The organism is Streptomyces sp. NBC_01166 (assembly GCF_045039765.1).
Taxonomy (GTDB): domain Bacteria; phylum Actinomycetota; class Actinomycetes; order Streptomycetales; family Streptomycetaceae; genus Streptomyces.
In genome coordinates, this window is the sequence record NZ_CP108613.1 from 5,302,508 (window position 1) to 5,323,676 (window position 21,169).

General features: G+C 71.1%; 20 protein-coding genes. 9 read left to right on the top strand and 11 right to left on the bottom strand.

Features of this window, described 5'->3' with window-relative positions; translation table 11 throughout:
* Positions 1–53: 53 nt before the first annotated feature.
* On the bottom strand, positions 54–737 hold the full coding sequence (locus OG379_RS24560) for a hemolysin III family protein (protein WP_405665176.1): 684 nt from the start codon (positions 735–737) through the stop codon (positions 54–56).
* A gap of 283 nt (positions 738–1,020) precedes the next feature.
* Here OG379_RS24560 and OG379_RS24565 point away from each other — a divergent pair, with 283 nt between their 5' ends.
* Positions 1,021–2,847, top strand: coding sequence for a phosphoenolpyruvate carboxykinase (GTP) (locus OG379_RS24565; RefSeq protein ID WP_405665177.1), 1,827 nt, complete (start codon positions 1,021–1,023; stop codon positions 2,845–2,847).
* Between the two features lie 183 nt (positions 2,848–3,030).
* Here the strand turns inward: OG379_RS24565 and OG379_RS24570 are convergent, their stop codons facing one another.
* The 6 genes from OG379_RS24570 to OG379_RS24595 form a co-directional block, all read right to left on the bottom strand.
* Positions 3,031–3,429, bottom strand: a complete 399-nt coding sequence (locus OG379_RS24570) for a hypothetical protein (protein WP_393764779.1) — start codon at positions 3,427–3,429, stop codon at positions 3,031–3,033.
* Between the two features lie 83 nt (positions 3,430–3,512).
* On the bottom strand, positions 3,513–4,724 hold the full coding sequence (locus OG379_RS24575) for a pyridoxal phosphate-dependent aminotransferase (protein ID WP_104788609.1): 1,212 nt from the start codon (positions 4,722–4,724) through the stop codon (positions 3,513–3,515).
* Between the two features lie 201 nt (positions 4,725–4,925).
* Positions 4,926–5,738, bottom strand: a complete 813-nt coding sequence (locus tag OG379_RS24580; protein WP_393764781.1) for an arylamine N-acetyltransferase — start codon at positions 5,736–5,738, stop codon at positions 4,926–4,928.
* 92 nt (positions 5,739–5,830) lie between these two features.
* Entirely contained in the window at positions 5,831–7,066 is a 1,236-nt protein-coding gene (locus OG379_RS24585) for an amidohydrolase family protein (RefSeq protein WP_405665178.1), read from the bottom strand.
* Positions 7,067–7,119: 53 nt separating this feature from the next.
* Positions 7,120–7,587: a GAF domain-containing protein gene (locus OG379_RS24590; protein WP_405665179.1), complete on the bottom strand. Its 468-nt coding sequence runs from the start codon at positions 7,585–7,587 to the stop codon at positions 7,120–7,122.
* Positions 7,584–9,011 carry an MFS transporter gene (locus tag OG379_RS24595; RefSeq protein WP_405665181.1) on the bottom strand — a complete coding sequence of 476 codons (1,428 nt, stop codon included), beginning with the start codon at positions 9,009–9,011 and terminating at the stop codon, positions 7,584–7,586. Before OG379_RS24595 ends, OG379_RS24590 begins: the two co-directional genes overlap by 4 nt.
* A 162-nt stretch (positions 9,012–9,173) precedes the next feature.
* Between OG379_RS24595 and OG379_RS24600 the strand changes: the two genes are divergently transcribed.
* Positions 9,174–10,121 carry a MurR/RpiR family transcriptional regulator gene (locus OG379_RS24600; RefSeq protein ID WP_405665182.1) on the top strand — a complete coding sequence of 316 codons (948 nt, stop codon included), beginning with the start codon at positions 9,174–9,176 and terminating at the stop codon, positions 10,119–10,121.
* On the opposite strand, the gene OG379_RS24605 is transcribed toward OG379_RS24600, so the two are convergent.
* Complete coding sequence (locus tag OG379_RS24605; protein WP_405665183.1) at positions 10,118–10,660, bottom strand: MarR family winged helix-turn-helix transcriptional regulator; 543 nt, start codon at positions 10,658–10,660, stop codon at positions 10,118–10,120. The two genes, OG379_RS24600 and OG379_RS24605, sit on opposite strands and share 4 nt — an antisense overlap.
* 39 nt (positions 10,661–10,699) lie before the next feature.
* Here OG379_RS24605 and OG379_RS24610 point away from each other — a divergent pair, with 39 nt between their 5' ends.
* The 3 genes from OG379_RS24610 to OG379_RS24620 all read left to right on the top strand — a co-directional run bounded on the left by OG379_RS24610 (position 10,700) and on the right by OG379_RS24620 (position 12,927).
* Complete coding sequence (locus tag OG379_RS24610; RefSeq protein WP_405665184.1) at positions 10,700–11,584, top strand: DMT family transporter; 885 nt, start codon at positions 10,700–10,702, stop codon at positions 11,582–11,584.
* Between the two features lie 114 nt (positions 11,585–11,698).
* Positions 11,699–12,538, top strand: a complete 840-nt coding sequence (locus tag OG379_RS24615; protein ID WP_405665185.1) for a serine protease — start codon at positions 11,699–11,701, stop codon at positions 12,536–12,538.
* Positions 12,539–12,711: 173 nt separating this feature from the next.
* Entirely contained in the window at positions 12,712–12,927 is a 216-nt protein-coding gene (locus OG379_RS24620; RefSeq protein ID WP_405665186.1) for a hypothetical protein, read from the top strand.
* A gap of 52 nt (positions 12,928–12,979) precedes the next feature.
* On the opposite strand, the gene OG379_RS24625 is transcribed toward OG379_RS24620, so the two are convergent.
* From OG379_RS24625 to OG379_RS24635, 3 genes are all read right to left on the bottom strand, one after another.
* Positions 12,980–13,981 carry a helix-turn-helix transcriptional regulator gene (locus OG379_RS24625; RefSeq protein WP_405665187.1) on the bottom strand — a complete coding sequence of 334 codons (1,002 nt, stop codon included), beginning with the start codon at positions 13,979–13,981 and terminating at the stop codon, positions 12,980–12,982.
* 225 nt (positions 13,982–14,206) lie between these two features.
* Positions 14,207–15,829 carry an amidohydrolase family protein gene (locus tag OG379_RS24630; protein WP_405665188.1) on the bottom strand — a complete coding sequence of 541 codons (1,623 nt, stop codon included), beginning with the start codon at positions 15,827–15,829 and terminating at the stop codon, positions 14,207–14,209.
* A gap of 39 nt (positions 15,830–15,868) precedes the next feature.
* Positions 15,869–17,170, bottom strand: coding sequence for an alanine racemase (locus OG379_RS24635; RefSeq protein WP_405665189.1), 1,302 nt, complete (start codon positions 17,168–17,170; stop codon positions 15,869–15,871).
* Between the two features lie 140 nt (positions 17,171–17,310).
* Here OG379_RS24635 and OG379_RS24640 point away from each other — a divergent pair, with 140 nt between their 5' ends.
* The 4 genes from OG379_RS24640 (at position 17,311) to OG379_RS24655 (ending at position 21,156) form a co-directional block, all read left to right on the top strand.
* On the top strand, positions 17,311–18,363 hold the full coding sequence (locus OG379_RS24640) for a sugar kinase (RefSeq protein ID WP_393764805.1): 1,053 nt from the start codon (positions 17,311–17,313) through the stop codon (positions 18,361–18,363).
* On the top strand, positions 18,360–19,118 hold the full coding sequence (locus tag OG379_RS24645) for an IclR family transcriptional regulator (RefSeq protein ID WP_393764807.1): 759 nt from the start codon (positions 18,360–18,362) through the stop codon (positions 19,116–19,118). Before OG379_RS24640 ends, OG379_RS24645 begins: the two co-directional genes overlap by 4 nt.
* Positions 19,119–19,124: 6 nt before the next feature.
* A complete protein-coding gene (locus tag OG379_RS24650; RefSeq protein WP_104788630.1) occupies positions 19,125–19,535 on the top strand; it encodes a RidA family protein in 411 nt (136 codons plus the stop codon).
* 145 nt (positions 19,536–19,680) lie between these two features.
* Complete coding sequence (locus OG379_RS24655) at positions 19,681–21,156, top strand: GntP family permease (RefSeq protein WP_393764811.1); 1,476 nt, start codon at positions 19,681–19,683, stop codon at positions 21,154–21,156.
* Positions 21,157–21,169: the final 13 nt, after the last annotated feature.

Genomic DNA, 21,169 nt, shown 5'->3' on the forward strand with positions numbered 1-21,169 from the left:
ACGGCGAAGGGCCCGGCCGTGGTGGCCGGGCCCTTCGCCGTTCGCAGAGGCGGTTACCGCTGGTAGGCGACCAGGGAGATGCCGACGTAGTGCGCGACGAACGCCGCCAGGGTCAGCGAGTGGAACACCTCGTGGAAGCCGAACCAGCGCGGTGACGGATTCGGGCGCTTGAGGCCGTAGATGACGCCCCCCGCGCTGTAGAGCACCCCGCCGACGATGACGAGGACCAGGACGGCGACGCCGCCGGCGCGCATGAAGTCCGGAAGGAAGAACACCGCGGCCCAGCCCATGGCGATGTAGCACGGAGTGTAGAGCCAGCGCGGGGCGCCGACCCAGAACACGCGGAAGGCGATGCCGGCCGCCGCGGCGCCCCAGATCGCCCAGAGGAGCGGGCGGCTGGTGGACTCGGGCAGCAGCAGGAGGGTCAGCGGCGTGTAGGTGCCCGCGATGATCAGGAAGATGTTGGCGTGGTCGAGCCTGCGCAGCACGGCCTCGCCGCGCGGGCCCCAGGTGCCCCGGTGGTAGACCCCGCTCACACCGAACAGCAGGCAGGCGCTGACGACGTAGACGGCGCAGGCGACCCGTGCGCGCGTGCTGTCGGCCATGGCGATCAGGGCAATTCCCGAGATGACCACCGCGGGGAACATTCCGGCGTGCAGCCAGCCGCGCATCCGTGGTTTGACCGGGACGGGGTCGGTGAGCTCGACGGGTCCGGACCCGGGGGCTACAGAAGTCATATCCGCATGCTACCTACGCTCCCGTAGGTAGGGCCGACCGGTACATGGGGGGCGGCGTCGCGGGGCTGGGCACGCGACGCCGCCCCCCCATGTACCGGTCGGTCCGGCTCACCTCAGTGGCGATGCTCACGTGTGCGGCCCTCTGGACATATGGGCGGGATGGTCGGATGATCAAATGAGTGCGGTCGGCACCGGATGAGCGCCAGGGGATTTCGAAGGGGTCAGCATCCGGGTCGCAGCCCCCACGGGGCCTGACATCACACCCTCTCTACAAGGAGCGATCGTGGCGCGAGACATCGCGGCTCCCCTCACTGTTCCCACTCGGCACCAGGAGCTCGTCTCCTGGGTGGACGAGATCGCGGCCCTCACCCAGCCGGACCGCGTGGTCTGGTGCGACGGATCCGAGGCCGAGTACGAGCGCCTGTGCGAGGAGCTCGTCGCCAAGGGCACCTTCACGAAACTCGACCCGGTCAAGCGACCCAACTCGTACTACGCCGCCTCCGACCCGAGCGATGTCGCCCGCGTCGAGGACCGCACCTTCATCTGCTCCGAGAAGGAGGAGGACGCGGGCCCGACCAACCACTGGAAGGCGCCCGCCGAGATGCGGGAGATCTTCACCGGGGAGAACGGCGTCTTCCGCGGCTCCATGCGCGGCCGCACGATGTACGTCGTCCCGTTCTGCATGGGCCCCGTCGGCTCGCCGCTCTCCGCGATCGGAGTCGAGATCACCGACTCCGCGTACGTCGCCGTCTCGATGCGCACCATGACGCGCATGGGCCAGGACGTCCTGGACGAGCTCGGCACCGACGGCTTCTTCGTCAAGGCCGTCCACACCCTCGGCGCACCCCTGGCCGAGGGCGAGGCCGACGTGCCCTGGCCCTGCAACTCCACCAAGTACATCTCGCACTTCCCCGAGGACCGCGAGATCTGGTCGTACGGATCCGGCTACGGCGGCAACGCCCTGCTCGGCAAGAAGTGCTACGCCCTGCGCATCGCCTCCGTGATGGCGCGGGACGAGGGCTGGCTCGCCGAGCACATGCTGATCCTCAAGCTCACGCCGCCGCGCGGTGAGTCCAAGTACGTCGCGGCGGCCTTCCCGAGCGCCTGCGGCAAGACCAACCTCGCCATGCTGGAGCCCACGATCTCCGGCTGGACCGTCGAGACCATCGGCGACGACATCGCCTGGATGCGGTTCGGCGAGGACGGTCAGCTGTACGCGATCAACCCCGAGGCCGGCTTCTTCGGCGTCGCGCCCGGCACCGGTGAGCACACCAACGCCAACGCCATGAAGACCATGTGGGGCAACTCCGTCTTCACCAACGTCGCGCTCACCGACGACGGCGACGTCTGGTGGGAGGGCATGACCGAGGAGCTTCCCGCGCACCTCACGGACTGGAAGGGCAACGACTGGACCCCGGAGTCCGGCACGCCCGCCGCCCATCCCAACGCCCGTTTCACCGTCCCGGCCGGCCAGTGCCCGATCATCGCCCCGGAGTGGGAGGACCCGAAGGGTGTGCCGATCTCGGCGATCCTCTTCGGCGGCCGCCGCGCCTCCGCGGTCCCGCTGGTCACCGAGTCCTTCACCTGGCAGCACGGCGTCTTCCTCGGGGCGAACGTCGCCTCCGAGAAGACCGCCGCCGCCGAGGGCAAGGTCGGCGAACTGCGCCGCGACCCGTTCGCCATGCTGCCGTTCTGCGGCTACAACATGGGCGACTACATGAAGCACTGGGTCGAGGTCGGCGCCGACAAGGCGGACCAGTCGAAGCTCCCGAAGATCTACTACGTGAACTGGTTCCGCAAGAACGAGGCGGGCAAGTTCGTGTGGCCCGGATTCGGCGAGAACAGCCGTGTCCTCAAGTGGATCGTCGAGCGGCTGGAGGGCAAGGCCGAGGGCGTCGAGACCCCGATCGGCATCCTGCCGGCCAAGGGCTCCCTGGACACCGAGGGCCTGGAGCTCTCCGAGTCCGAGCTCGACTTCCTGCTCACGGTGGACAAGGAGGTCTGGCGCGAGGAGGCCGCCCTGATCCCCGAGCACCTCAACACCTTCGGCGACCACACCCCGAAGGAGCTGTGGGACGAGTACCGCGCGCTGGTCCAGCGCCTGGGCTGACCCACTTCCGATCCCCGCGGCCGGGCCCTTCCGGCATCCGCCCTGACCTGTGGGGTCCACGGGCCCGCCGCGGCACGGCACCCGGAGCCCCCTCATGGCTCCGGGTGCCGCTCTGTGTCCGGCGCACCCGGCGCATGTGTGGCACCCGGTCCACGCGTCTTCGCGACACGTGGACCGGGGCCGTCAGGGGGCGCCGACCAGGACGGTCGGCGCGGCGGTGGCGGACAGGGCCTCGGCGTGCGCGTCCATGGCCTCGGCCGCGAGGATCGCCACGGCGGTGTCCGCGCGGGACGCGGCCACCACCAGGGCCCTCCCGGCCAGGGCGTGGGCGCGGCGGTGCAGAGCGGCCGGGGAGGCGTCGCTCCGGCCGGCGTGCCGGGCGGGCGGCGCCGAGCGCAGCCGGGCGACCTGCCCTGCGATGCGGTCGCCCATGGCGGCGAGGCCCAGCTCGTCGGTGACGGCGAGCAGGGCCGCGAGATGTCCGGCGAGCTGGATGTCCAGCTCGTCCTCGCGGCTGCGGTGCGGGAAATCGGCGTTGTCGGCCGATGTGTGGACCGACTTGGTGCGGATCGGCTCGTACATGGGTGGCCTCCTGATCGTGCAGTAAAGCCATCCTATCTTGGATTCAGTCTAAAGTTGTGTCCGATCCGGAGATCCGGGCTCGCTCAGGGCTGGCTGTAGCCGTCCAGGAAGTTCCCGATGCGCGTCACCGCGTCGGTCAGGTCCTTGGCCGGCGGCAGCGTGACCACCCGGAAGTGATCGGGCTCCGGCCAGTTGAAGCCCGTACCCTGCACCACCATGATCTTCTCGGCCCGCAGCAGATCGAGGACCATCTGACGGTCGTCCTTGATCTTGAAGACCTTGGGGTCGAGCCTCGGGAAGAGATACAGCGCCCCCTTCGGCTTCACGCAGGTCACACCGGGGATCTGCGTCAGCAGGTCGTACGCCACATCCCGCTGCTCCAGGATCCGCCCGCCCGGCAGCACCAGCTCGTTGATCGACTGCCGCCCGCCGAGCGCGGTCGCCACCGCGTGCTGCGCGGGCATGTTGGCGCAGAGGCGCATGTTGGCCAGGATCGTCAGCCCCTCGATGTACGAGGACGCGTGCGCCTTCGGGCCGCAGACCGCCATCCAGCCGGAGCGGTACCCCGCGATCCGGTAGTTCTTGGAGAGCCCGTTGAAGGTGAGCACCATCAGGTCGGGGGCGATGGCGGCGGTCGGGGTGTGCGTCGCGCCGTCGTAGAGGATCCGGTCGTAGATCTCGTCCGAGCAGACGACCAGGTTGTGGCGGCGGGCGATCTCGGTCAGCCCGCGCAGCATCTCGTCGTCGTAGACGGCGCCGGTCGGGTTGTTCGGGTTGATGATCACGAGCGCCTTGGTGCGGTCGGTGATCTTCCGCTCGATGTCCGCGAGGTCGGGCATCCAGTCGGCCTGCTCGTCGCACCGGTAGTGCACGGCCGTACCGCCGGCCAGGGAGACCGAGGCCGTCCACAGCGGGTAGTCCGGAGCGGGGACGAGCACCTCGTCGCCGTCGTCGAGCAGCGCCTGCATCGACATCTGGATCAGCTCGGAGACGCCGTTGCCCAGGTAGACGTCCTCGACGTCGAGGTCGATCCCCTTGGTCTGGTAGTGCTGCATCACCGCGCGGCGCGCGGACAGCAGGCCTTTCGCGTCGCCGTAGCCGTGCGCGCCCGAGAGGTTGCGCAGGATGTCCTCGAGGATCTCCGGCGGACACTCGAAGCCGAACGCCGCGGGGTTGCCCGTGTTGAGCTTGAGGATGCGATGACCTGCGGCTTCGAGCCGCATCGCTTCCTCGAGCACGGGGCCGCGGATTTCGTAACAGACGCCGGCGAGCTTCGTGGACTGGATGACCTGCATGTCTGCGAGCTTACGACCGTGTTTCGAGCGCTGCGTCCGGTTCGCGCGGTGGTTGCTCCCTCCGGGGGCGTGTCACGGCCCGCCGGGTCTTCCATCGCCATGCCGCCCCGGCCGCGGACCGTGGGAACGGCCGGTCCGGGCGGGGCCGCGGCTTGGAATGCGGGCGTGGGCGGCGGCACCTGGTGAGATGCGCCACCCTGGTCAGCCGGGCAGGACGGTCCCGTCCGGAAGGCGTACGCCGAAGTCCTCGGCCAGCACCCGCAGCACCTCGGCGTCGTCGCTCAGCTCCCGCTCCGCGACCGTGCCGTCGTCGGCGGTCTCCACCAGCGTCCGGCCGGACAGGGCGCGGTGCAGGCCCGGCAGGGTGCGCTGGGCGTACACCGCCTGCCGGAAGGGCGAGCGCGGGTTCGTCGCGATGTGCCAGTTGATGACCTCGTAGTCCGGGGCCTCGAAAGGCTCCAGGGTGAATTCGTACTGCGGCTCCCAGTAGCCGCCCTTGTCCGCCTGCAGCTCCCACATCTCCAGTGGGCCGTCGTGCGGGGCGTGCACGAGCCGGTGGCGGCGCGGGGTGTCGAGCAGCTCGGTGTCCACCACCAGCGGGATCGGCTCCAGCAGCGCGCCGTGCGAGCCGAAGCCGACGTCGGCCAGCCAGGGGGTGGGCTCACCCTCCACGTCCACCTTCATCAGCATGTGCGTACGGGGCCGGACGTCACCGGGCGCGGCGCCCACCACCACCCGTGCGGTCAGCAGCGTCACCTGGAACCCGAGCTGGGTCAGGGCGGCGGTGAGGAGGGTGTTGTGCTCGTAGCAGTACCCGCCACGCTCACTGCGGACGAGCTTCTTCTCCAGATCCGGGAGCGCGAGGGACGGGGCGCTGCCGAGGAGGGGCTCCAGATTCTCGAACGGGATGCCCAGCATGTGGGCGCGGTGCACGGACCGCAGCACCTCCACGGTGGGGCGGCGCTCCCCGGACCAGCCGATGCGGGCGAAGTAGGCGTCGAGGTCGAGTGTCATACCCCGACACTACGCAGAGACCTCAAGGGTTTCTCAAATGCCCTGGCGGCACGGGAGGTACGGGGAGCGTGTCCCGGCGGCGGACCCGCGTGTCACGCGGCGAGCGCGGACCCCCGCTGCGCGGACACCACCGAGCCGCCCTGGACGACGCCCATCACGTGCGACGGGTCCGCCAGGAAGCCGATGTCGGTCAGCGGGTCGCCCCGGAGCACCACCAGGTCGGCGTGGGCCCCCGGCTCCAGGGTTCCGATCTCCCCCCGCATGCTGAGGAGTTCGGCTGCCGTGGAGGTGGCAGCCCGGATCACGTCGATCGGCTTCTGCACCTCGGCGCGGATGCGGAACTCCTCGTTCTGATGGCGGTGCATCCCGCCCAGGAGGTCGCTCCCGTACACGGTCCTGACCCCTCCCCGCGCGGCCCGCTCCAGCGCCACGAGGCCCTGCCCCAGCACCTCGTCCACCTTGCGGTGGCTGTCGGCGGGCAGACCGAACTCCGGGCCCTCCTTCTTCAGCGCCCAGTAGGTCACCAGCGTCGGCACCAGGAACGCGTCGTACTCGGCGAACAGCCGCACGCTCTCGTCGTCCAGCAGGTTGCCGTGCTCGACCGACCGGATGCCCGCCCGCAGGGCCCGGTTGACGGCCCGCGCGGTGTAGGCGTGCGCGGCGACGTAACGGTTCGCGGCCTCGGCCTCCTCGACCACGGCCCGCAGCTCGTCCATCGAGTACTGGGTGGAGTCGATGCGGTCGGTGGGCGAGGCGACGCCCCCGGAGGCCATCACCTTGAGGTGGTGGGCGCCCTTGCGGAGCTCGTCGCGGGCCGCCGCCCGTACCGCGTCGACGCCGTCGGCCACCCTGCCGAGCCCCGCGCAGCAGGGGTGGTCGTCGCTGACCCGCGTGCCTCGGCCACGGCTGTCCCCGTGCCCGCCGGTCTGGCTGAGGGCGCGGCCGCAGAACAACAGCCGGGGCCCGCGCAGCAGCCCCTCCTCCTGGGCGTCGCACAGACCGTAGTCGGCGCCCGAGGCGTCCCGCACGGTGGTGAATCCCCGGTCGAGCATCCCGCTCATGATCCGGGCGCTGTGCGCGGCGACGTAACTGGGGGAGGAGGAGGGCAGTGCGCCCAGGTCGGCGGTGGAGGCCGTCACATGGACGTGGGCGTCGATCAGGCCCGGCAGCACCGGGGCGCCGGCCAGGTCGACGGACCTGACGCCGTCGGGAGCGCTCAGTCCGGTGCCGGTCTCGACGATGCGCCCGTCGGCACACCGCAGGTCGGCCTCCTGGTAGTCGCCGGTGGCCACATCGAGCAGTCGGGCGTTGCGCAGCAGAAGGGACAAGGGGGTCTCCTCGGTGAATCAGATGTACGGGGGTGCGGGCGGAAATGCCGGGGTCAGCGGCCGGTCCTGTCCGCCCGTGCGGTGGCGGAGCGCAGGTCCGGGACGGCCCGGGAGGCGAGGGCGGTCAGCGCCCGGACGGACTCGTCGTCGTAACTGCCCTCGGCGTCCAGGACGTTGAGCATGCCCAGCGTGCGGCCGCCATCGACGACTGGGATGTTGACCACCGCGCCGCAGCCGAGCTCGTCGATGGTCCGGTGGTCGGCGAAGACCTCGCGTACGGCGGCGCGGTCGGCTCCCAGATACGGCAGCTGCCGTGCGATGCACTGCTCCAGCCAGCCGCCGGACACCTCGACGGACTTCTCGCCCCCGACCGGGTACGGGCCGGGGTGGCTGCTGTGGACACGGTGCAGGACGCGCCGCTCGGGCAGCCAGGCCAGGACGGTGAAGAGGCGGACGCCCACCGTCGTGCGGATCTCCTCCTCCAACGCGGGGAGCAGGCCGGTCGCGGATGTGTCGCTCATCGGGAGGTCACCTCGGTGGTGGTGGGTGCGGAAGGGAGGACGGACGGTGCCGGCCCCGGTTCGGTGAGCTCCTCGAGGGAACGTCCGGCCGTGCTCACGCCGAACAGCACCGTGCAGATGACTCCGACCGCGAGCACGGCCGTGGTCAGACCGAAGACGCCGGCGAAACCGAAGCTCGCGGAGGAGACCCCGATGATCACCGGGGCGAGGATGGAGCCGACCCGGCCGAAGGCGCTGGACATACCCGTCCCGCTGGCCCTGATCCAGGTCGGGAAGACCTCGGGGGTGTAGGAGTAGACGCCCGCGTAGGTGCCGTTGAGGAAGAAGGAGAGCACCGCCCCCGCCAGGGTGATCGACGCCGGGGTCGTGGTCTGGCTGAGCCAGAAGGCACTGAGGGCCGAGCCGGTGAGGTAGAGGGCGATGACGTTCTTGCGGTCGAGCCGCTCCGACAGCCAGGCCGCCGAGAAATACCCGGGGATCTGCGCCAGGTAGATGATGATCGAGAACTCGAAGCTCTTGGTGACGGTGATCCCGCGCTGGATCAGCAGGGTCGGGATCCAGGAGAAGAACCCGTAGTACGAGAACGTGATCACGAACCAGATCAGCCAGGTGATCGCGGTGCGACGCGCCATCCTGCCGCTCCAGAGGTACTTCAGCGCGGCGAAAAGGCCCAGCGCCGGCCTGGCGGGAGCGATCGCGGCCGCCGTCGTCGCGGCGTCCTCCACCGGCACGGGAGGCAGTGGCTCGCCGGTGGCCTTCTCGACCTTGCGTTCGAGATCGGAGACGACCTGTTCCGCGGCCGCGAGCTCTCCCCGGGCGATCAGATAGCGCGGCGACTCGGGCAGGGAGCGCCGCCACCAGAGCAGCATCACCACGGGCAGGGCGGTGATCACCTGGGCGACCCGCCAGCCCTCGTGGACGGTCGGGACGACGAACCGGCCGATGAGCGCGGCGGCGACGAAGCCGAAGGAGAAGAATCCGGCGAGCGCCCCGACGAACCAGCCCCGGCGCGCGGCGGGCACGAACTCCGAGAGGAACGGGGCGATGATGGCGCTCTCCGCGCCGGCCCCCGCCCCGGCCAGGGTCCGGGCGCCCAGGAAGAGTTCGTAGTTGGGCGCGAACGCCGCCACCAGGGAGAAGAAGGCGTAGAAGGCGAGCGCCCACATCATCACCTTGCGGCGGCCGATCCGGTCGCCCAGCAGTCCGGCGGCCACGGCCCCGAAGAGGAAACCGAAGGGCGAGGCGGAGCCGATGAGCCCGAGTGCGCCGTTGCTGAGGTCCCAGGCCTCCTGCGCGCTGGGCATCAGGAAGGCGACCACGGCCGAGTCCATCCCGTCGAACGTGTAGCCGAGGCCACCGATCAGCAGCAGGGCGTAATGGGGCTTGCTCAGCGGCAGCCGGTCCAGTCGGGCCAACAGCGTCATGCCGCACCTCCGGGGCTTCGAGTTGGAGGCAACGTAATATGCAGAATCGACAAACTGCAATGGTTGTTGCAGATTTTTCTGATCGTTACACCGGTAGCCTGGGCCGGAAACACGTCGGAGACCCGCCTCACGGGGCCGTGATGAACAGAGGGAGGCCCAGTGGTGGCAGCAGGACCCGACGCCGACGTGGACGCCGACGGCAGCCGCGGCCCCGGTGACGAGCGGCCCGCTCCCGACGCGGGCGACAGCTTCGAGGAGTGGCTGCGTGGCCGGCTCCCCCTGCGCGGGCTGCGCAGCAAGGGCACGGCCGTCCTGGACGTCCTCCTCACCCAGCCGCGACGGGCCTCGTTCGCCTCGACCGCCGAGCTGGCCACCCTGGCCGGGGTCAACATCGCCACCGTCACCCGCACCGCCCAGGCTCTCGGCTTTGCGGGCTGGCCGGCGCTCCAGCAGGAGCTCAGGGCGCGCTATCTGTCCGCCCTCAGTGCCCCCGACGTCGCCGCCGAGCATCACGCGACGGACGGCGTGGCGGACGCGTCCTTGCGCCGCGACCTCGACAGCGTCGCCCTGCTCACCCGACGGCTCGACGGCGACGCCATACGGAGGGTCGCCGAAGCGGTGGCGGGCGCCCGGCACACGGTCGTGGTCGCCGACGGCAGTTACGCGGCGACCGGGATCGCCTTCGCGCACAACGCGCGGCTGGCCGGCTACCGCATCACCGCGATCACCGGTGGCGACGCCCAACTCGCCAACGTCATCTCAGACATGACGGACGAGGACGCGCTCGTCGCCATCAGCTTCTGGCGGCTCTACGCGAGCACCGTCCTCGCGGCCGGAGAGGCGCACCGCCGGGGCGCCAAGGTCTTCGCGCTCACGGACGCCGCGAGCCCGGCGCTCACCGAGGCGGCGGACGAGGTCGTCCTCGTGCCCGCCGAGGGCGTGTCCTTCTTCCCCTCGCTCACGGCCGGAACCGCCGTGGTGCAGGCCGTCGTCGCGGAGCTGGCGGCCATCGACCCCGAGCGGACCCGCCGGGCCATCGAGGCCGCCGAGGCGGAATGGGACCGCTTCGGCTTGCTGCACCGGCGCCCCCGGCCGCGCAACGGGAGTTAGGGCCTCCCGTCCGGCTCCTGCCGGTCCCGCGGGGGCTCGACGCGCGCCAGCCAGGCGGTCAGCAGTGTCTCCAGCTCTGCCGCCTCCTCGGGTGACAGGGTGTCCAGCAGTCGGCGCTCGTTCCGCATGTGGGCGGCGAAGGCCTGGTCGATCAGGTTCCGGCCCGCCGGGGTGAGCGCCACGACCCGCCCCCGGCCGTCGGCCGCCGAGCGGCGGCGGGTGACGAGGCCGTCGCGCTCCAGCCGGTCGATCCGCTTCGTCATGGCGCCCGTCGTGACCATGGTGTGCGCCGCGAGCTCGCCCGGGGCGCGCTCGAACGGCTCGCCCGCGCGACGGAGGGCGGCCAGCACGTCGAACTCGCCCTCACTCAGTCCGTGGCGCCGGTAGACGGCACAGAGCTGCTCGGTGAGCAGTGCGCCCAGCCGGTGCAGCCGCCCGATCACCGCCTGCGGGCGTACGTCGAGATCCGGGCGCTCCCGGGCCCACTCGGCCTGGATGCGGGCCACGTGGTCGAGCGGTTCCTCGGGGTGCTCCTGCATGACTTCACTATAGCTTCCCTGGAAGACATAATAGTTTCCATGGAAGCTAACGTCCGATGGACGCTGGTCACGGCGATCGCACCCGTGGCCTGGGGCACGAACTACTTCGTCACCCATGAGTACCTGCCGGCCGGTGACCCGCTGTACGGCGCCGCGATCAGGGCGCTGCCCGCGGGGCTGCTCCTCCTCGCCGTACGCAGGGAGCTGCCGCACGCGTCGTGGTGGTGGCGCAGTGCCGTTCTCGGGCTTCTCAACACGGGTGTCTTCTTCGCCCTTGTGTACGTCGCTGCCCAGTTGCTCCCGACCAGCCTGGCCTCGACGGTCATGGCGGCCTCGCCGGTGGTCATGATGCTGATCGCGTGGGGTCTGGTTGCGGAACGCCCGCAGGCGCGGCACCTCGCCGGTGCGGGCATCGGTACCGGGGGAGTGGCGCTCATGCTCCTCACGGGAGAGGCGTCGGCCGCGCCGCTGGGTGTGGCGGCGTCCGTCGCGGCCATGCTCCTGTCGTCCCTGGGGTACGTGCTCGCCAAGCGGTGGGGCGGCGAAGTGGACGTACTCGCCTCGACGTCCTGGCAGTTGACCGCCGGAGGGCTGTTGCTGCTCCCGTTCGCCGTCGTCGTCGAGGGGGCGCCGCCGCGCCTGGACGGACCCGCGCTGCTCGGCTTCGGTTACGTCTCCGTGGTGGCGACGGCGCTGGCCTTCGCCGCCTGGTTCGCGGGTCTGCGCCATCTGCCCGCCGGGACGGTGGGCCTCGTCGGCCTGCTCAATCCCGTGACCGGCGTCCTGCTGGGCACGCTGGCCGCGGACGAGGTCCTCACCGGGCGCCAGCTCTGCGGGCTGGTCCTGGTGCTGGCCGCGGTCGTCCTCGGCCGGCCGGTGGCCGCGAAGGTCCGCGCGGCACGGGCGATGACCCAGGTGCGCTGATGCACCGCGCGGCTTGATTTCGCCCCTTGTGGGACCCCTCTCCGTACGCAAACATGCGCATGTCAAAAACCGGAAGAACTCCGGTCGCAGACGGATACGGAGGGGACCCCCCACATGAAGAAGCCTCTCATCGGCGCGCTTTTTGCTGTTCTGTTCCTCGGCGCGGGCATCGCACCCGCAACCGCGGCCACCGGAGCCGACACCTCCGAAGTCCGTGTGAAGGCGGTCGACTTCGCCGGAACGGTCGCACTCAGCAACTGCTCCGGCTCGGTCGTACGGGCACCGTCGTCGCAGCCGGGCGACCCGGCCCTTGTGCTCTCCAACGGCCACTGCCTGGAGTCCGGCTTCCCCGGCCCGGGCGAGGTCGTGCTCGACCAGGCCTCGACCCGGAGCTTCACCCTGCTGAACGCGGCGGGCAGCGGCGTCGGCACCCTGCGCGCCGACAAGATCGCGTACGGGACGATGACGGACACGGATGTCTCGCTCTACCGGCTCACCAGCACGTACGCCCAGATCGAGAGCAGCTACGGCATCGAGGCGCTGGAACTCGACGCCGGACGCCCGGCCCAGGGCACCGCCATCACAGTCGCCTCGGGCTACTGGAAGCGCACCTACAGCTGCGACATCGACGGCTTCGCCTACCGGCTGAAGGAGGGCGCCTGGACGTGGAAGGACTCCATCCGCTACACCTCCGCCTGCGAGACCATCGGCGGCACGTCCGGGTCCCCCGTGATCGACGATGCGACCGGCAAGGTGGTCGCCGTCAACAACACCGGTAACGAGGACGGGAAGCGGTGCACGGACAACAACCCGTGCGAGGTCGACGAGAACGGCACCGTCACCGTCCGCGAGGGCACCAACTACGCCCAGCAGACGTACGGCATCGTGCCGTGCATCGGCAGCGGCAACCGGATCGATCTGGACCGGGCCGGGTGCGCGCTGCCCAAACCGTGACCCGGGACGCCGCCGCCCCGGAGCGGTGCAGGATCCTGCCCGGAGGTTGGCAGGAGGCTGCCGCGCGCAGCCGTCCCACTCGGGTGCACCCGCTGCCAGACTGACGGCTGTTCACCCGTGACGCCCCGGCTGGACGGGGACCGGGGCGCCGGGCGGGTCACGAGGGAACAATGATGCGTGTGATCTTCGGCGGTACGCGTGGAACCATCGCGGGAGCGGCCCTCGCGGCCCTCACGCTGGCCGGGCCGGCCTGGGCGATGTCCGGGCCGGGCTGGCAGACGGGCGGAGCGGACAGGGAGGTCCGGCAGCTCGCCGACTCTCCCTTGAACGACCCGTGCCGCGATCCGATCAACGGCTGGCAGGGGAAGCCGCCCGTCGGCTGCCCCTGAAACCGAAGGCCCGACGGCTCCCACGGCACGTCCGGGGGAGCCGGCGGCTTTCTCAGATCCAGCTGCGCTCGCGGGCGAGCAGCGCGGCGTGGGCGCGGTTCTCCGCGCCCAGAAGCTGCATCAGGTCCGAGATGTGACGGCGATAGGTGCGCAGGGCGATACCCGCCTCACGTGCGCCGATCTCGTCCTTGCCGACCGTGCACATCAGGCGCAGCACCTTGCCCTGGATCTCGGTGAGTCCCGGGCCGGGCATGCTGTCGCCACGCTGCTCCAGCAGGGCCGTGAGGTCGTCCGCCCCTGCCCAGAGCCGCTCGAAGTTGTTGACCACGGTCGTCACGATGCCCTCCTCCTGCGAACACAGCGCCCCCTTGGCCGTGTTGCCGGGGTCGAGGGGGACCAGGGCGGTGTGGCGGTCGTAGACGAGCATGAGTTCGTCCAGCTCGTCCAGGACCCTGATCCGCGCACCCGCCGCGGTGAGTTCCAGGAGATAGGCGAGGGTGGGGCCGTCCTCCAGGGCGGTCCGGCGGATCAGGCTGCGGCAGCTGACGCCGCGGCGCAGGCAGCGCATGTCCAGGGGCCTGGAGCTCTCGATGTTCTCGGGCGTCAGCGCGTCGTAGGGCTCGGCGGCGAGCACTTCGTCGCGGGCGAAGAACGCCAGCTCGTCGAGGCGTGTGCGGATCGCCTCCAGACCGGTGATCCGCTCGACGGGCCTCTGGTCCTCACCCAGCTCCGGCTCGGGGATCTCGCGTCCCAGCGAGTCCACGAGGGGGCGCAGATGGGTGAGGGAGCGGATGTCGTCGTACAGCTCCTCGAGCCGCTGCTCGGCCAGGCGTGCCACCACGAGTTCCGGCTCGCAGGCCCGGGTCCGGCCGTCGACCTGCTGGATGATCTTGAGGTCCCGCAGCCTCTGTATGGACCGGCGGGTCGGTTCGGCCTCGTGACGCAGCAGGACGTGGATGTCCTCCACCTCGACGCCTGGGTTGCGGAGCAGATGCCGGTAGACGTCTTCCTCGATGTTCGACAACCCGAGTACGAGCATTTCGTGCTCAGCCAATGGGGACACTCCGTTGTGAACCGGTCCGGTGCGACCGAGTGATCTCCAGGTTTCCGACGGAGTGTAGGAGCGGCGCGACCACCCGGTAAAGCTTCTGCGGGGACTGGTGGACGGACGGAGACCGGATGCGAACACGTTGAAGACATAAACGAGTTGACGCCGGGGACGCACCTCGGCCCGCCGGGGAAGGCCGGCGGGCCGAGGCGCGCTCGCACGTGAGTCCCCTCAGCCCCGGGCGGCGCCCGTGCCCCGTACCGACCGGCCGGCCAGGGTGGAGGTCCGCCTGCCGTCCTCGATGACGAAGCGGCCGTCGATCAGGACGTGCGGGACGCCCACCGGGAGGGTGCGCGGCTCGTCGAAGGTCGAGCCTGCCGCCACCGTGGCCGGGTCGAAGAGGACCAGGTCCGCGCGGTAGCCCTCGCGGACGTACCCGCGGTCCGGCAGGCGCAGGCGGGCGGCCGGCCGGGAGGTGAGGTGGGCGACGCACTCCTCCAGCGTGAGGATGCCCAGCTCCCGTACGTACCGGCCGAGGTACTGGGGGAACGTGCCGTACGCGCGGGGGTGCGGCTTGTCGCCCTGGAGGATGCCGTCGCTGCCCCCGGTGTGCACCCGGTGGCGCATGATCTGCTGGACGTTCTCCTCATGGCCGACGTGCTGGAGGATCGTCGTGCCCAGCCGGTCCTCGACGAGCAGCCGACGGGCCGTCACCCAGGGCTCCTCGCCGCGCAGCCGGGCGGACTCGGCCACCGTACGGCCGACGTATCCGGACAGGGCCGGTGAGCCGACGCCGGAGATCTCGATCCTGTCCCATTCGATCGGGACGCCGTGGCAGCCGTCGGACCCCACGACCTCGACGACGTGACGGATCCGCTCGGCAGTCTCCCCGTCGGCGAGCCGGGTCAGGACCGACTCAGGCCCGCCCTCGTTCGCCCAGCTCGGCAGCATCGCCACGAGGGTCGTGCAGCCGGGCGTGTACGGATAGGTGTCGAGCGAGATGTCCGCGCCCGCCGCGAGCGCCTCGTCCAGGAGGGAGAGGAGCTCGGGTGCCTTGCCCTTGTTCACGCCGAAGTTCATCGTGGCGTGGGCGAGATGGAGTGCGCAGCCGGCGTCGCGGGTGAGCCGCACCATCTCCTCGTACGCCTGGAGCGCTCCCGCCCCGTACGAGCGGTGATGCGGGCAGTAGTAGCCGTCGTGCGCCGCCACCACCCGGCACAGTTCTGTGAGTTCGGCGTCCTTCGCGTACATCCCGGGGGTGTACGTCAGGCCCGAGGACATGCCGACCGCGCCCTCGGCCATGCCCTGGGCGACGAGCTCCTTCATGCGGTCCAGCTCGGCGCCGGTGGCGGGGCGGTCGTCCCAGCCGACGGCGAGCATCCGGACGGTGCCCTGCGGGATGAGGTAGGCGGCGTTGACGGCGATGCCCTCGCCGCCGAAGTTGCGGTCGAGGCGGTCCAGATAGCCGCCGACGGTGCGCCAGTCGAAGTCGATGTCGCTTCCGTCGCCGTTCCAGCCGGCGATGGAGCGGCGGACCTCGGCGAGGGTGCGGTCGTCGGCGGGGGCGTACGACAGACCGTCCTGGCCGAGCACCTCCAGGGTGACGCCCTGGGCGGCCTTCGCGCTGTGGTCGGGGTCGCGCAGCAGCGCGAGGTCGCTGTGCGCGTGCATGTCGATGAAGCCCGGCGAGAGCGCGAGGCCGTCGGCGTCCAGGGTGCGGGCGGCGGTGGGGCGGGGGCCGTCGCCCTCCCCGCGGATCTCGGTGATCCGGCCGTCCGTGATGCCTACGTCGGCGCGGTAGGAGGGGGCGCCGGTGCCGTCGACGACGCGGGCGTCGCGGATGACCAGGTCCATGGGAGGTCGCCTTTCGAGGGGTGGGGGAGGGGGCAGGGATCAGAAGAAGGTGCGGATGTAATCCGTGACCGTGCCGTCGGCCTCGACCAGCGGGATCAGCTGCCACTTGTCGAACGACGTGCAGGGATGCGAGAGACCCATGCCGATCCAGTCCCCGACCTCCAGCTCGGCGCCCTCCTCCGTACGCACCCAGCCGTGCTGGTCGGACAGCCCGCTGACGGTGATTCCGGTGGCCGGTCGCACCGAGCCGTCGCGCGCGGAGCGGACGACCTGCGCCTCGGGGAGGTCCAGGTCGTAGGCCGCGTCACGCTTGCCGGCGTTGACGAACGCCTGCCCGGGGGTGGGGCGGGAGACGACCTGGGCCCAGAGGCGGAAGGCGGGCTGCAGCGTGCCCTCCTCGGGGATCCGGTTGAAGGGGGTGAGGTGGCGGTAGTGGCCGTCGTCGTGACTGACGTACGCCCCGGAGCGCAGCAGCTTGAGGACGGGCCGGCTCAGCGCGGGGATCCCGGCGAAGACGTCGGCGACCGCGTCGAACCACGCACTGCCGCCCGCGCTGACCAGGATCTCCTCGCCGTCGCCGAGCGCGGCGAAGCGGCCGGCGGTATCGAAGTCCGCTGCCAGCGCGACGAGCCGGCGCAGCCACTCGCGTACGCGTTCCGGGGAGGCGTCCGGCACCTCGCCCTCGTAACCCGCGACGCCCACCAGCCGCAGGGTGGACGTGGCCGCCACCGCGTCGGCGACCGCCGCGCAGTCGGCCTCCGTGCGGGCGCCGGTGCGGGCGCCCTCGCCCGCGCCCAGCTCCACCACGACGTCCACGGGGCGCACGGCACCCGCCGCGCGCAGGGCCTCGTCCATCAGCTCGACGCCGCGCACGGAGTCGACGTAACAGGCGAACGTGAAGTCCGGGTCGGAGTCCAGCTCACCGGCCAGCCAGCGCAGGGCCACCGCGTCGACGAGCTCGTTGGCCAGGAAGATCCGCGCGATGCCGTAGGCCCGGTAGACCCGTGCCTGGTGGGGGACGGCGGCGGTGATGCCCCACGCGCCGTACTCCAGCTGACGGGCGAAGAGCTGCGGGGACATCGACGTCTTGCCGTGCGGTGCGAAGGCCAGGCCGTGCCGCTCCGCGTACGTCTCCAGCAGCGCGAGGTTGGCCTCGACCGACTCGGCGGACAGGGCCAGCACCGGCGTGGTGAAGCCACCCGTGAACAGATTGCGGCGCTCGGCCGCCAGTGCGCCCACCGTGAGGCCCTCCGCGTCCGGCGGCAGCGCCTTGAAGCGGTGGTCGACCCGTTCGCCGGCGAGTGACGTCACGGACTGTTCGGGGGACTGCTCGGCGGCCAAGGGGATCTCCTCGGGGGAAGTAGTCGTTGCATCCTGTGCAACAGGCGTTGCGTATATCGCTCAAGGCTGTCTAACATCCGAGCCGATGCCGGGTCAATGGTGACCACCGGCCCCCGACGACCGACCACGAGGAGCCCAGAGTGCCCGGATCCGCAGCCAGGACAGCCACCGCGGACGTCGTCTGCCTCGGCGAGTCCATGGTGACGTTCCTGCCCTCGCAGCCGGGCCGCCTCGCCGACGTCCCCTCCTTCGGCCGGGGCATCGGTGGTGCCGAGTCCAACGTCGCCTGCGCGCTCGCCGCGGCGGGCCACCGGGCGAAATGGGTCGGCCGGGTGGGCGCCGACGGCTTCGGCGACCACCTCGTCGACACGATCACCGGCTACGGCGTCGACACCTCCGCCGTCCGCCGCGACCCGGGCCGCCCCACCGGCATCTACTTCCGCACGGCGACGGACCGGGCCACCGACACCCACGAGGTCGCCTACTACCGGGCAGGCTCCGCCGCCTCCGCGATGTCCCCGCACAACGTGCCGTACGAGGACCTCCTCGACACCCGCGTCCTGCACCTGTCCGGCATCACCGCCGCCCTCTCCGCCGACTGCCTGGCCCTCCTCCACGACCTCACCGCCCCCCGCGACGGCCGCCCCCTGATCTCCTTCGACGTCAACCACCGCCCCGGCCTGTGGCGCGACGGCGAGGCCGGCCCGGAGGTCCTGCTCGACCTCGCCCGCCGCTGCGACCTCGTCTTCGTCGGCGAGGACGAGGCGGAGGAGGCCTGGGGCGTCCACGGCACCGAAGCCGTCCGCGCCGCCCTCCCGGAGCCCGACGTCCTCGTCGTCAAGCGGGGTTCGGACGGTGCCACGGTCTTCTCCAGGACCGGGAGCGGCACGGACACCGTCACCACCGTCCCCTCCCTGCGCGTCGACGTCGTCGCCGCCGTCGGCGCGGGCGACGCCTTCGCAGCGGGCTTCCTCTCCGCCACCCTGCGCGGCCTGCCCGTACGCGACCGTGCCCGGCACGGCCACCTCATGGCCGCCGCCGTCCTCACCGTCCCCGGCGACCTCACCGGCCCCCCGGCCCGGGCCTACGCCGACCGGCTCGCCGCCCTGGACGACGAGGCCTGGGGCACACTTCGTCTCGGCCCCGGCTGGACAGCCGCCGCAGGGGCGAACGAGGAGGTACGAGTCACATGAGCCAGACCGTCGACCGCGCGCTGAGCATCCTGCCGCTGCTCGCCCAGGGCCCCGCCGACCTCGGCCAGGTCGCCGAGCGGCTCGGGGTCCACAAGTCCACGGCGCTGCGCCTGCTCCGTACGCTCCACGAGCACGGACTCGTCTACCGCCAGGAGGACCAGCGCTACCGCCTCGGCGCCCGGCTCTTCGCGCTCGCGCAGGAAGCCGTCGAGAACCTCGACGTACGCGAGATCGCGCACAGCCACCTCGTCGCACTCAACGAGCAGTGCGGGCACACCGTCCACCTCGCGGTGTACGAGGAGAACGAGGTCCTCTACATCGACAAGGTCGAGAGCCGCTACCCCGTGCGGATGTACTCACGGATCGGCAAACCCGTCGCGATCACCGTCGCCGCGGTCGCCAAGCTGCTCCTCGCCGACCTCCCCGAGCCCGAACGGCGCGCCATCGCCGAACGGCTCGACTACCCCATGTACACGTCCCGTTCGCTCCCGAACGCCGGCGCCTTCCTCAAGGAACTCGCCGTCGTACGCGAACAGGGCTGGGCCACCGACCTCGGCGGCCACGAGGAGTCCATCAACTGCGTCGGCGCCCCCATCCGGGGCGCGGACGGGCGCGTCGTCGCGGCCATGTCGGTGTCCGCGCCGAACGTGGTCGTCACGGCCGAGGAACTCCTCACCCTGCTCCCCGTGGTGCGCCGCACCGCGGAGACCATCAGCCGGGAGTACTCCGGCACCGCCCCCACCAAGAAAGCCTGAACCGCCATGACCGAGAAGACCGCCCTCACCCCCAGCACCCACACCGCCCCGCCCGCCAAGTTCTCGCACGGCGTGAAGAAGGGGAACATCCTCCAGGTCGCCGGTCAGGTCGGCTTCCTGCCCGCCGTCGAGGGCCAGGCCCCCACCCCGGCCGGCCCGACGCTGCGCGAGCAGACCCTGCAGACCTTCGCCAACGTCAAGGCGATCCTGGAGGAGGGCGGCGCGAGCTGGGACGACGTGATGATGATGCGCGTCTACCTCACGGACGTCGACCACTTCGCCGAGATGAACGCCATCTACAACGAGTACTTCGAGGAGCAGGGCCTCAAGGCCCCCGCCGCCGCACGTACGACGGTGTACGTCGGCCTGCCCAAGGGCCTGCTCATCGAGATCGACGCGCTCGCGGTCCTCGGCTGATCATCTGATCCGCCGGCCCGCCCCCGGAGCCGGCACCCCTGAACCGCCACCTCACGGCACGGCGCCCCACCCCTTCCCCCGAGGGGCGCCGTGCCGCGCTCCCCCCTGCCCCGAAGGACCCCGTCACCAACGGAGTTGACCGTTCATGCTGCTCGCCGCCGCCGCCCCCGCCCCCGAGGTGCCACCCCACACCGGTGGACTGCTCCTCCTGATCGGCGGTACGCCCGGTCTGCTGACCGTCGCCGCTCTCGGGATAGCGCTCCTGCTCTTCCTGATAATCAAGGTCAGGCTGCAGCCGTTCGTCGCGCTGCTCGCCGTGTCCATAGCCGTCGGCCTGGGTGCCGGTCTCTCCGTCACCGAACTCTTCGGCACGGTCCAGAAGTCGGCCGCCGTCTCGGTCATCGAATCCGGCATGGGCGGCATCCTCGGGCACGTCGCGATCATCATCGGCCTCGGCACGATGCTCGGTGCCATCCTGGAGGTGTCCGGCGGCGCGGAGGTCCTCAGCGCCCGCCTGCTGAACCTCTTCGGCGAGAAGCGCGCCCCGCTCGCCATGGGCCTCACCGGCCTCATCTTCGGCATCCCGGTCTTCTTCGACGTCGGCATCTTCGTCCTCGCGCCGATCGTCTACGCCGCCGCCAAGCGCTCCGGCAAGTCGGTCATCCTGTACGCGATGCCGCTGCTGGCCGGCCTCTCGATGACGCACGCGTTCCTGCCCCCGCACCCCGGGCCGGTCGCCGCGGCGGGCCTGTTCAACGTCTCCCTCGGCTGGGTCATCCTGATGGGCGCCGTGGTCGGCATCCCGTCCGTCCTCGCCGCCTGGGTCTACGCCGCCTGGATCGGCAAGCGCATCTTCGTCGAGGTGCCGCAGGACATGGTCGAGGCGGCCGCCGAGGCCAAGGCCGCGGTCGTCGCCGAACAGCGCGCCGCCGGTGTCACCCCCCACGAGAAGCCCGTACCGCTCGGCACGGTGCTCGCGATCATCGGTACGCCGCTGATCCTCATCCTGGCCGCGACGTTCTCCTCCATCGCGCTCGACCCGTCGACCCCGCGCTCCGTCATCGAGTTCTTCGGAAACCCCTTCGTCGCGCTGACGATCGCCCTGCTGCTCGCCTACTACCTGCTGGGCATCCGCCGGGGCTGGTCCCGCAAGTCCCTCGAGTCGGTCTCCACGTCCTCGCTGAAGCCCGTCGGCAACATCCTGCTGGTCGTCGGCGCGGGCGGCATCTTCGGAGCCGTGCTGAAGGGCAGCGGCATCGCCGACGCGCTCGCCGACACCTTCAACGACGTGGGCCTGCCGGTCATCCTGCTCGCATGGCTGATCTCCGTCGTCCTGCGGGTCGCGCAGGGCTCGGCGACGGTCGCGATCGTCACCACCGCCGGCATCGTCGTCCCGCTCGTCGAGGGCCAGGACATGTCGCAGGCCCACCTCGCGCTGATCATCATGGCGATCTCGGCGGGCTCCATCTTCGCCTCGCACGTCAACGACGGCGGATTCTGGATGGTCTCGAAGTACTTCGGTATCTCCGAGCGCGACACCCTGAAGACCTGGACGGTCCTGGAGACGGTCCTCTCGGTCGCCGGCTTCGTGGTCGCCGCGGCGCTCAGTCTGGTGATCTGAGGCCTCCGTCCTC

What these genes read in the sequence shown, in the direction of transcription:
- OG379_RS24560 (WP_405665176.1), bottom strand. Translation starts at nt 737, where the DNA reads ATGACTTCTGTAGCCCCCGGGTCCGGACCCGTCGAGCTCACCGACCCC.
- OG379_RS24570 (WP_393764779.1), bottom strand. Translation starts at nt 3,429, where the DNA reads ATGTACGAGCCGATCCGCACCAAGTCGGTCCACACATCGGCCGACAAC.
- OG379_RS24575 (WP_104788609.1), bottom strand. Translation starts at nt 4,724, where the DNA reads ATGCAGGTCATCCAGTCCACGAAGCTCGCCGGCGTCTGTTACGAAATC.
- OG379_RS24580 (WP_393764781.1), bottom strand. Translation starts at nt 5,738, where the DNA reads ATGACACTCGACCTCGACGCCTACTTCGCCCGCATCGGCTGGTCCGGG.
- OG379_RS24590 (WP_405665179.1), bottom strand. Translation starts at nt 7,587, where the DNA reads ATGAGCGACACATCCGCGACCGGCCTGCTCCCCGCGTTGGAGGAGGAG.
- OG379_RS24595 (WP_405665181.1), bottom strand. Translation starts at nt 9,011, where the DNA reads ATGACGCTGTTGGCCCGACTGGACCGGCTGCCGCTGAGCAAGCCCCAT.
- OG379_RS24605 (WP_405665183.1), bottom strand. Translation starts at nt 10,660, where the DNA reads ATGCAGGAGCACCCCGAGGAACCGCTCGACCACGTGGCCCGCATCCAG.
- OG379_RS24610 (WP_405665184.1), top strand. Translation starts at nt 10,700, where the DNA reads ATGGAAGCTAACGTCCGATGGACGCTGGTCACGGCGATCGCACCCGTG.
- OG379_RS24615 (WP_405665185.1), top strand. Translation starts at nt 11,699, where the DNA reads ATGAAGAAGCCTCTCATCGGCGCGCTTTTTGCTGTTCTGTTCCTCGGC.
- OG379_RS24620 (WP_405665186.1), top strand. Translation starts at nt 12,712, where the DNA reads ATGCGTGTGATCTTCGGCGGTACGCGTGGAACCATCGCGGGAGCGGCC.
- OG379_RS24630 (WP_405665188.1), bottom strand. Translation starts at nt 15,829, where the DNA reads ATGGACCTGGTCATCCGCGACGCCCGCGTCGTCGACGGCACCGGCGCC.
- OG379_RS24645 (WP_393764807.1), top strand. Translation starts at nt 18,360, where the DNA reads ATGAGCCAGACCGTCGACCGCGCGCTGAGCATCCTGCCGCTGCTCGCC.
- OG379_RS24650 (WP_104788630.1), top strand. Translation starts at nt 19,125, where the DNA reads ATGACCGAGAAGACCGCCCTCACCCCCAGCACCCACACCGCCCCGCCC.
- OG379_RS24655 (WP_393764811.1), top strand. Translation starts at nt 19,681, where the DNA reads ATGCTGCTCGCCGCCGCCGCCCCCGCCCCCGAGGTGCCACCCCACACC.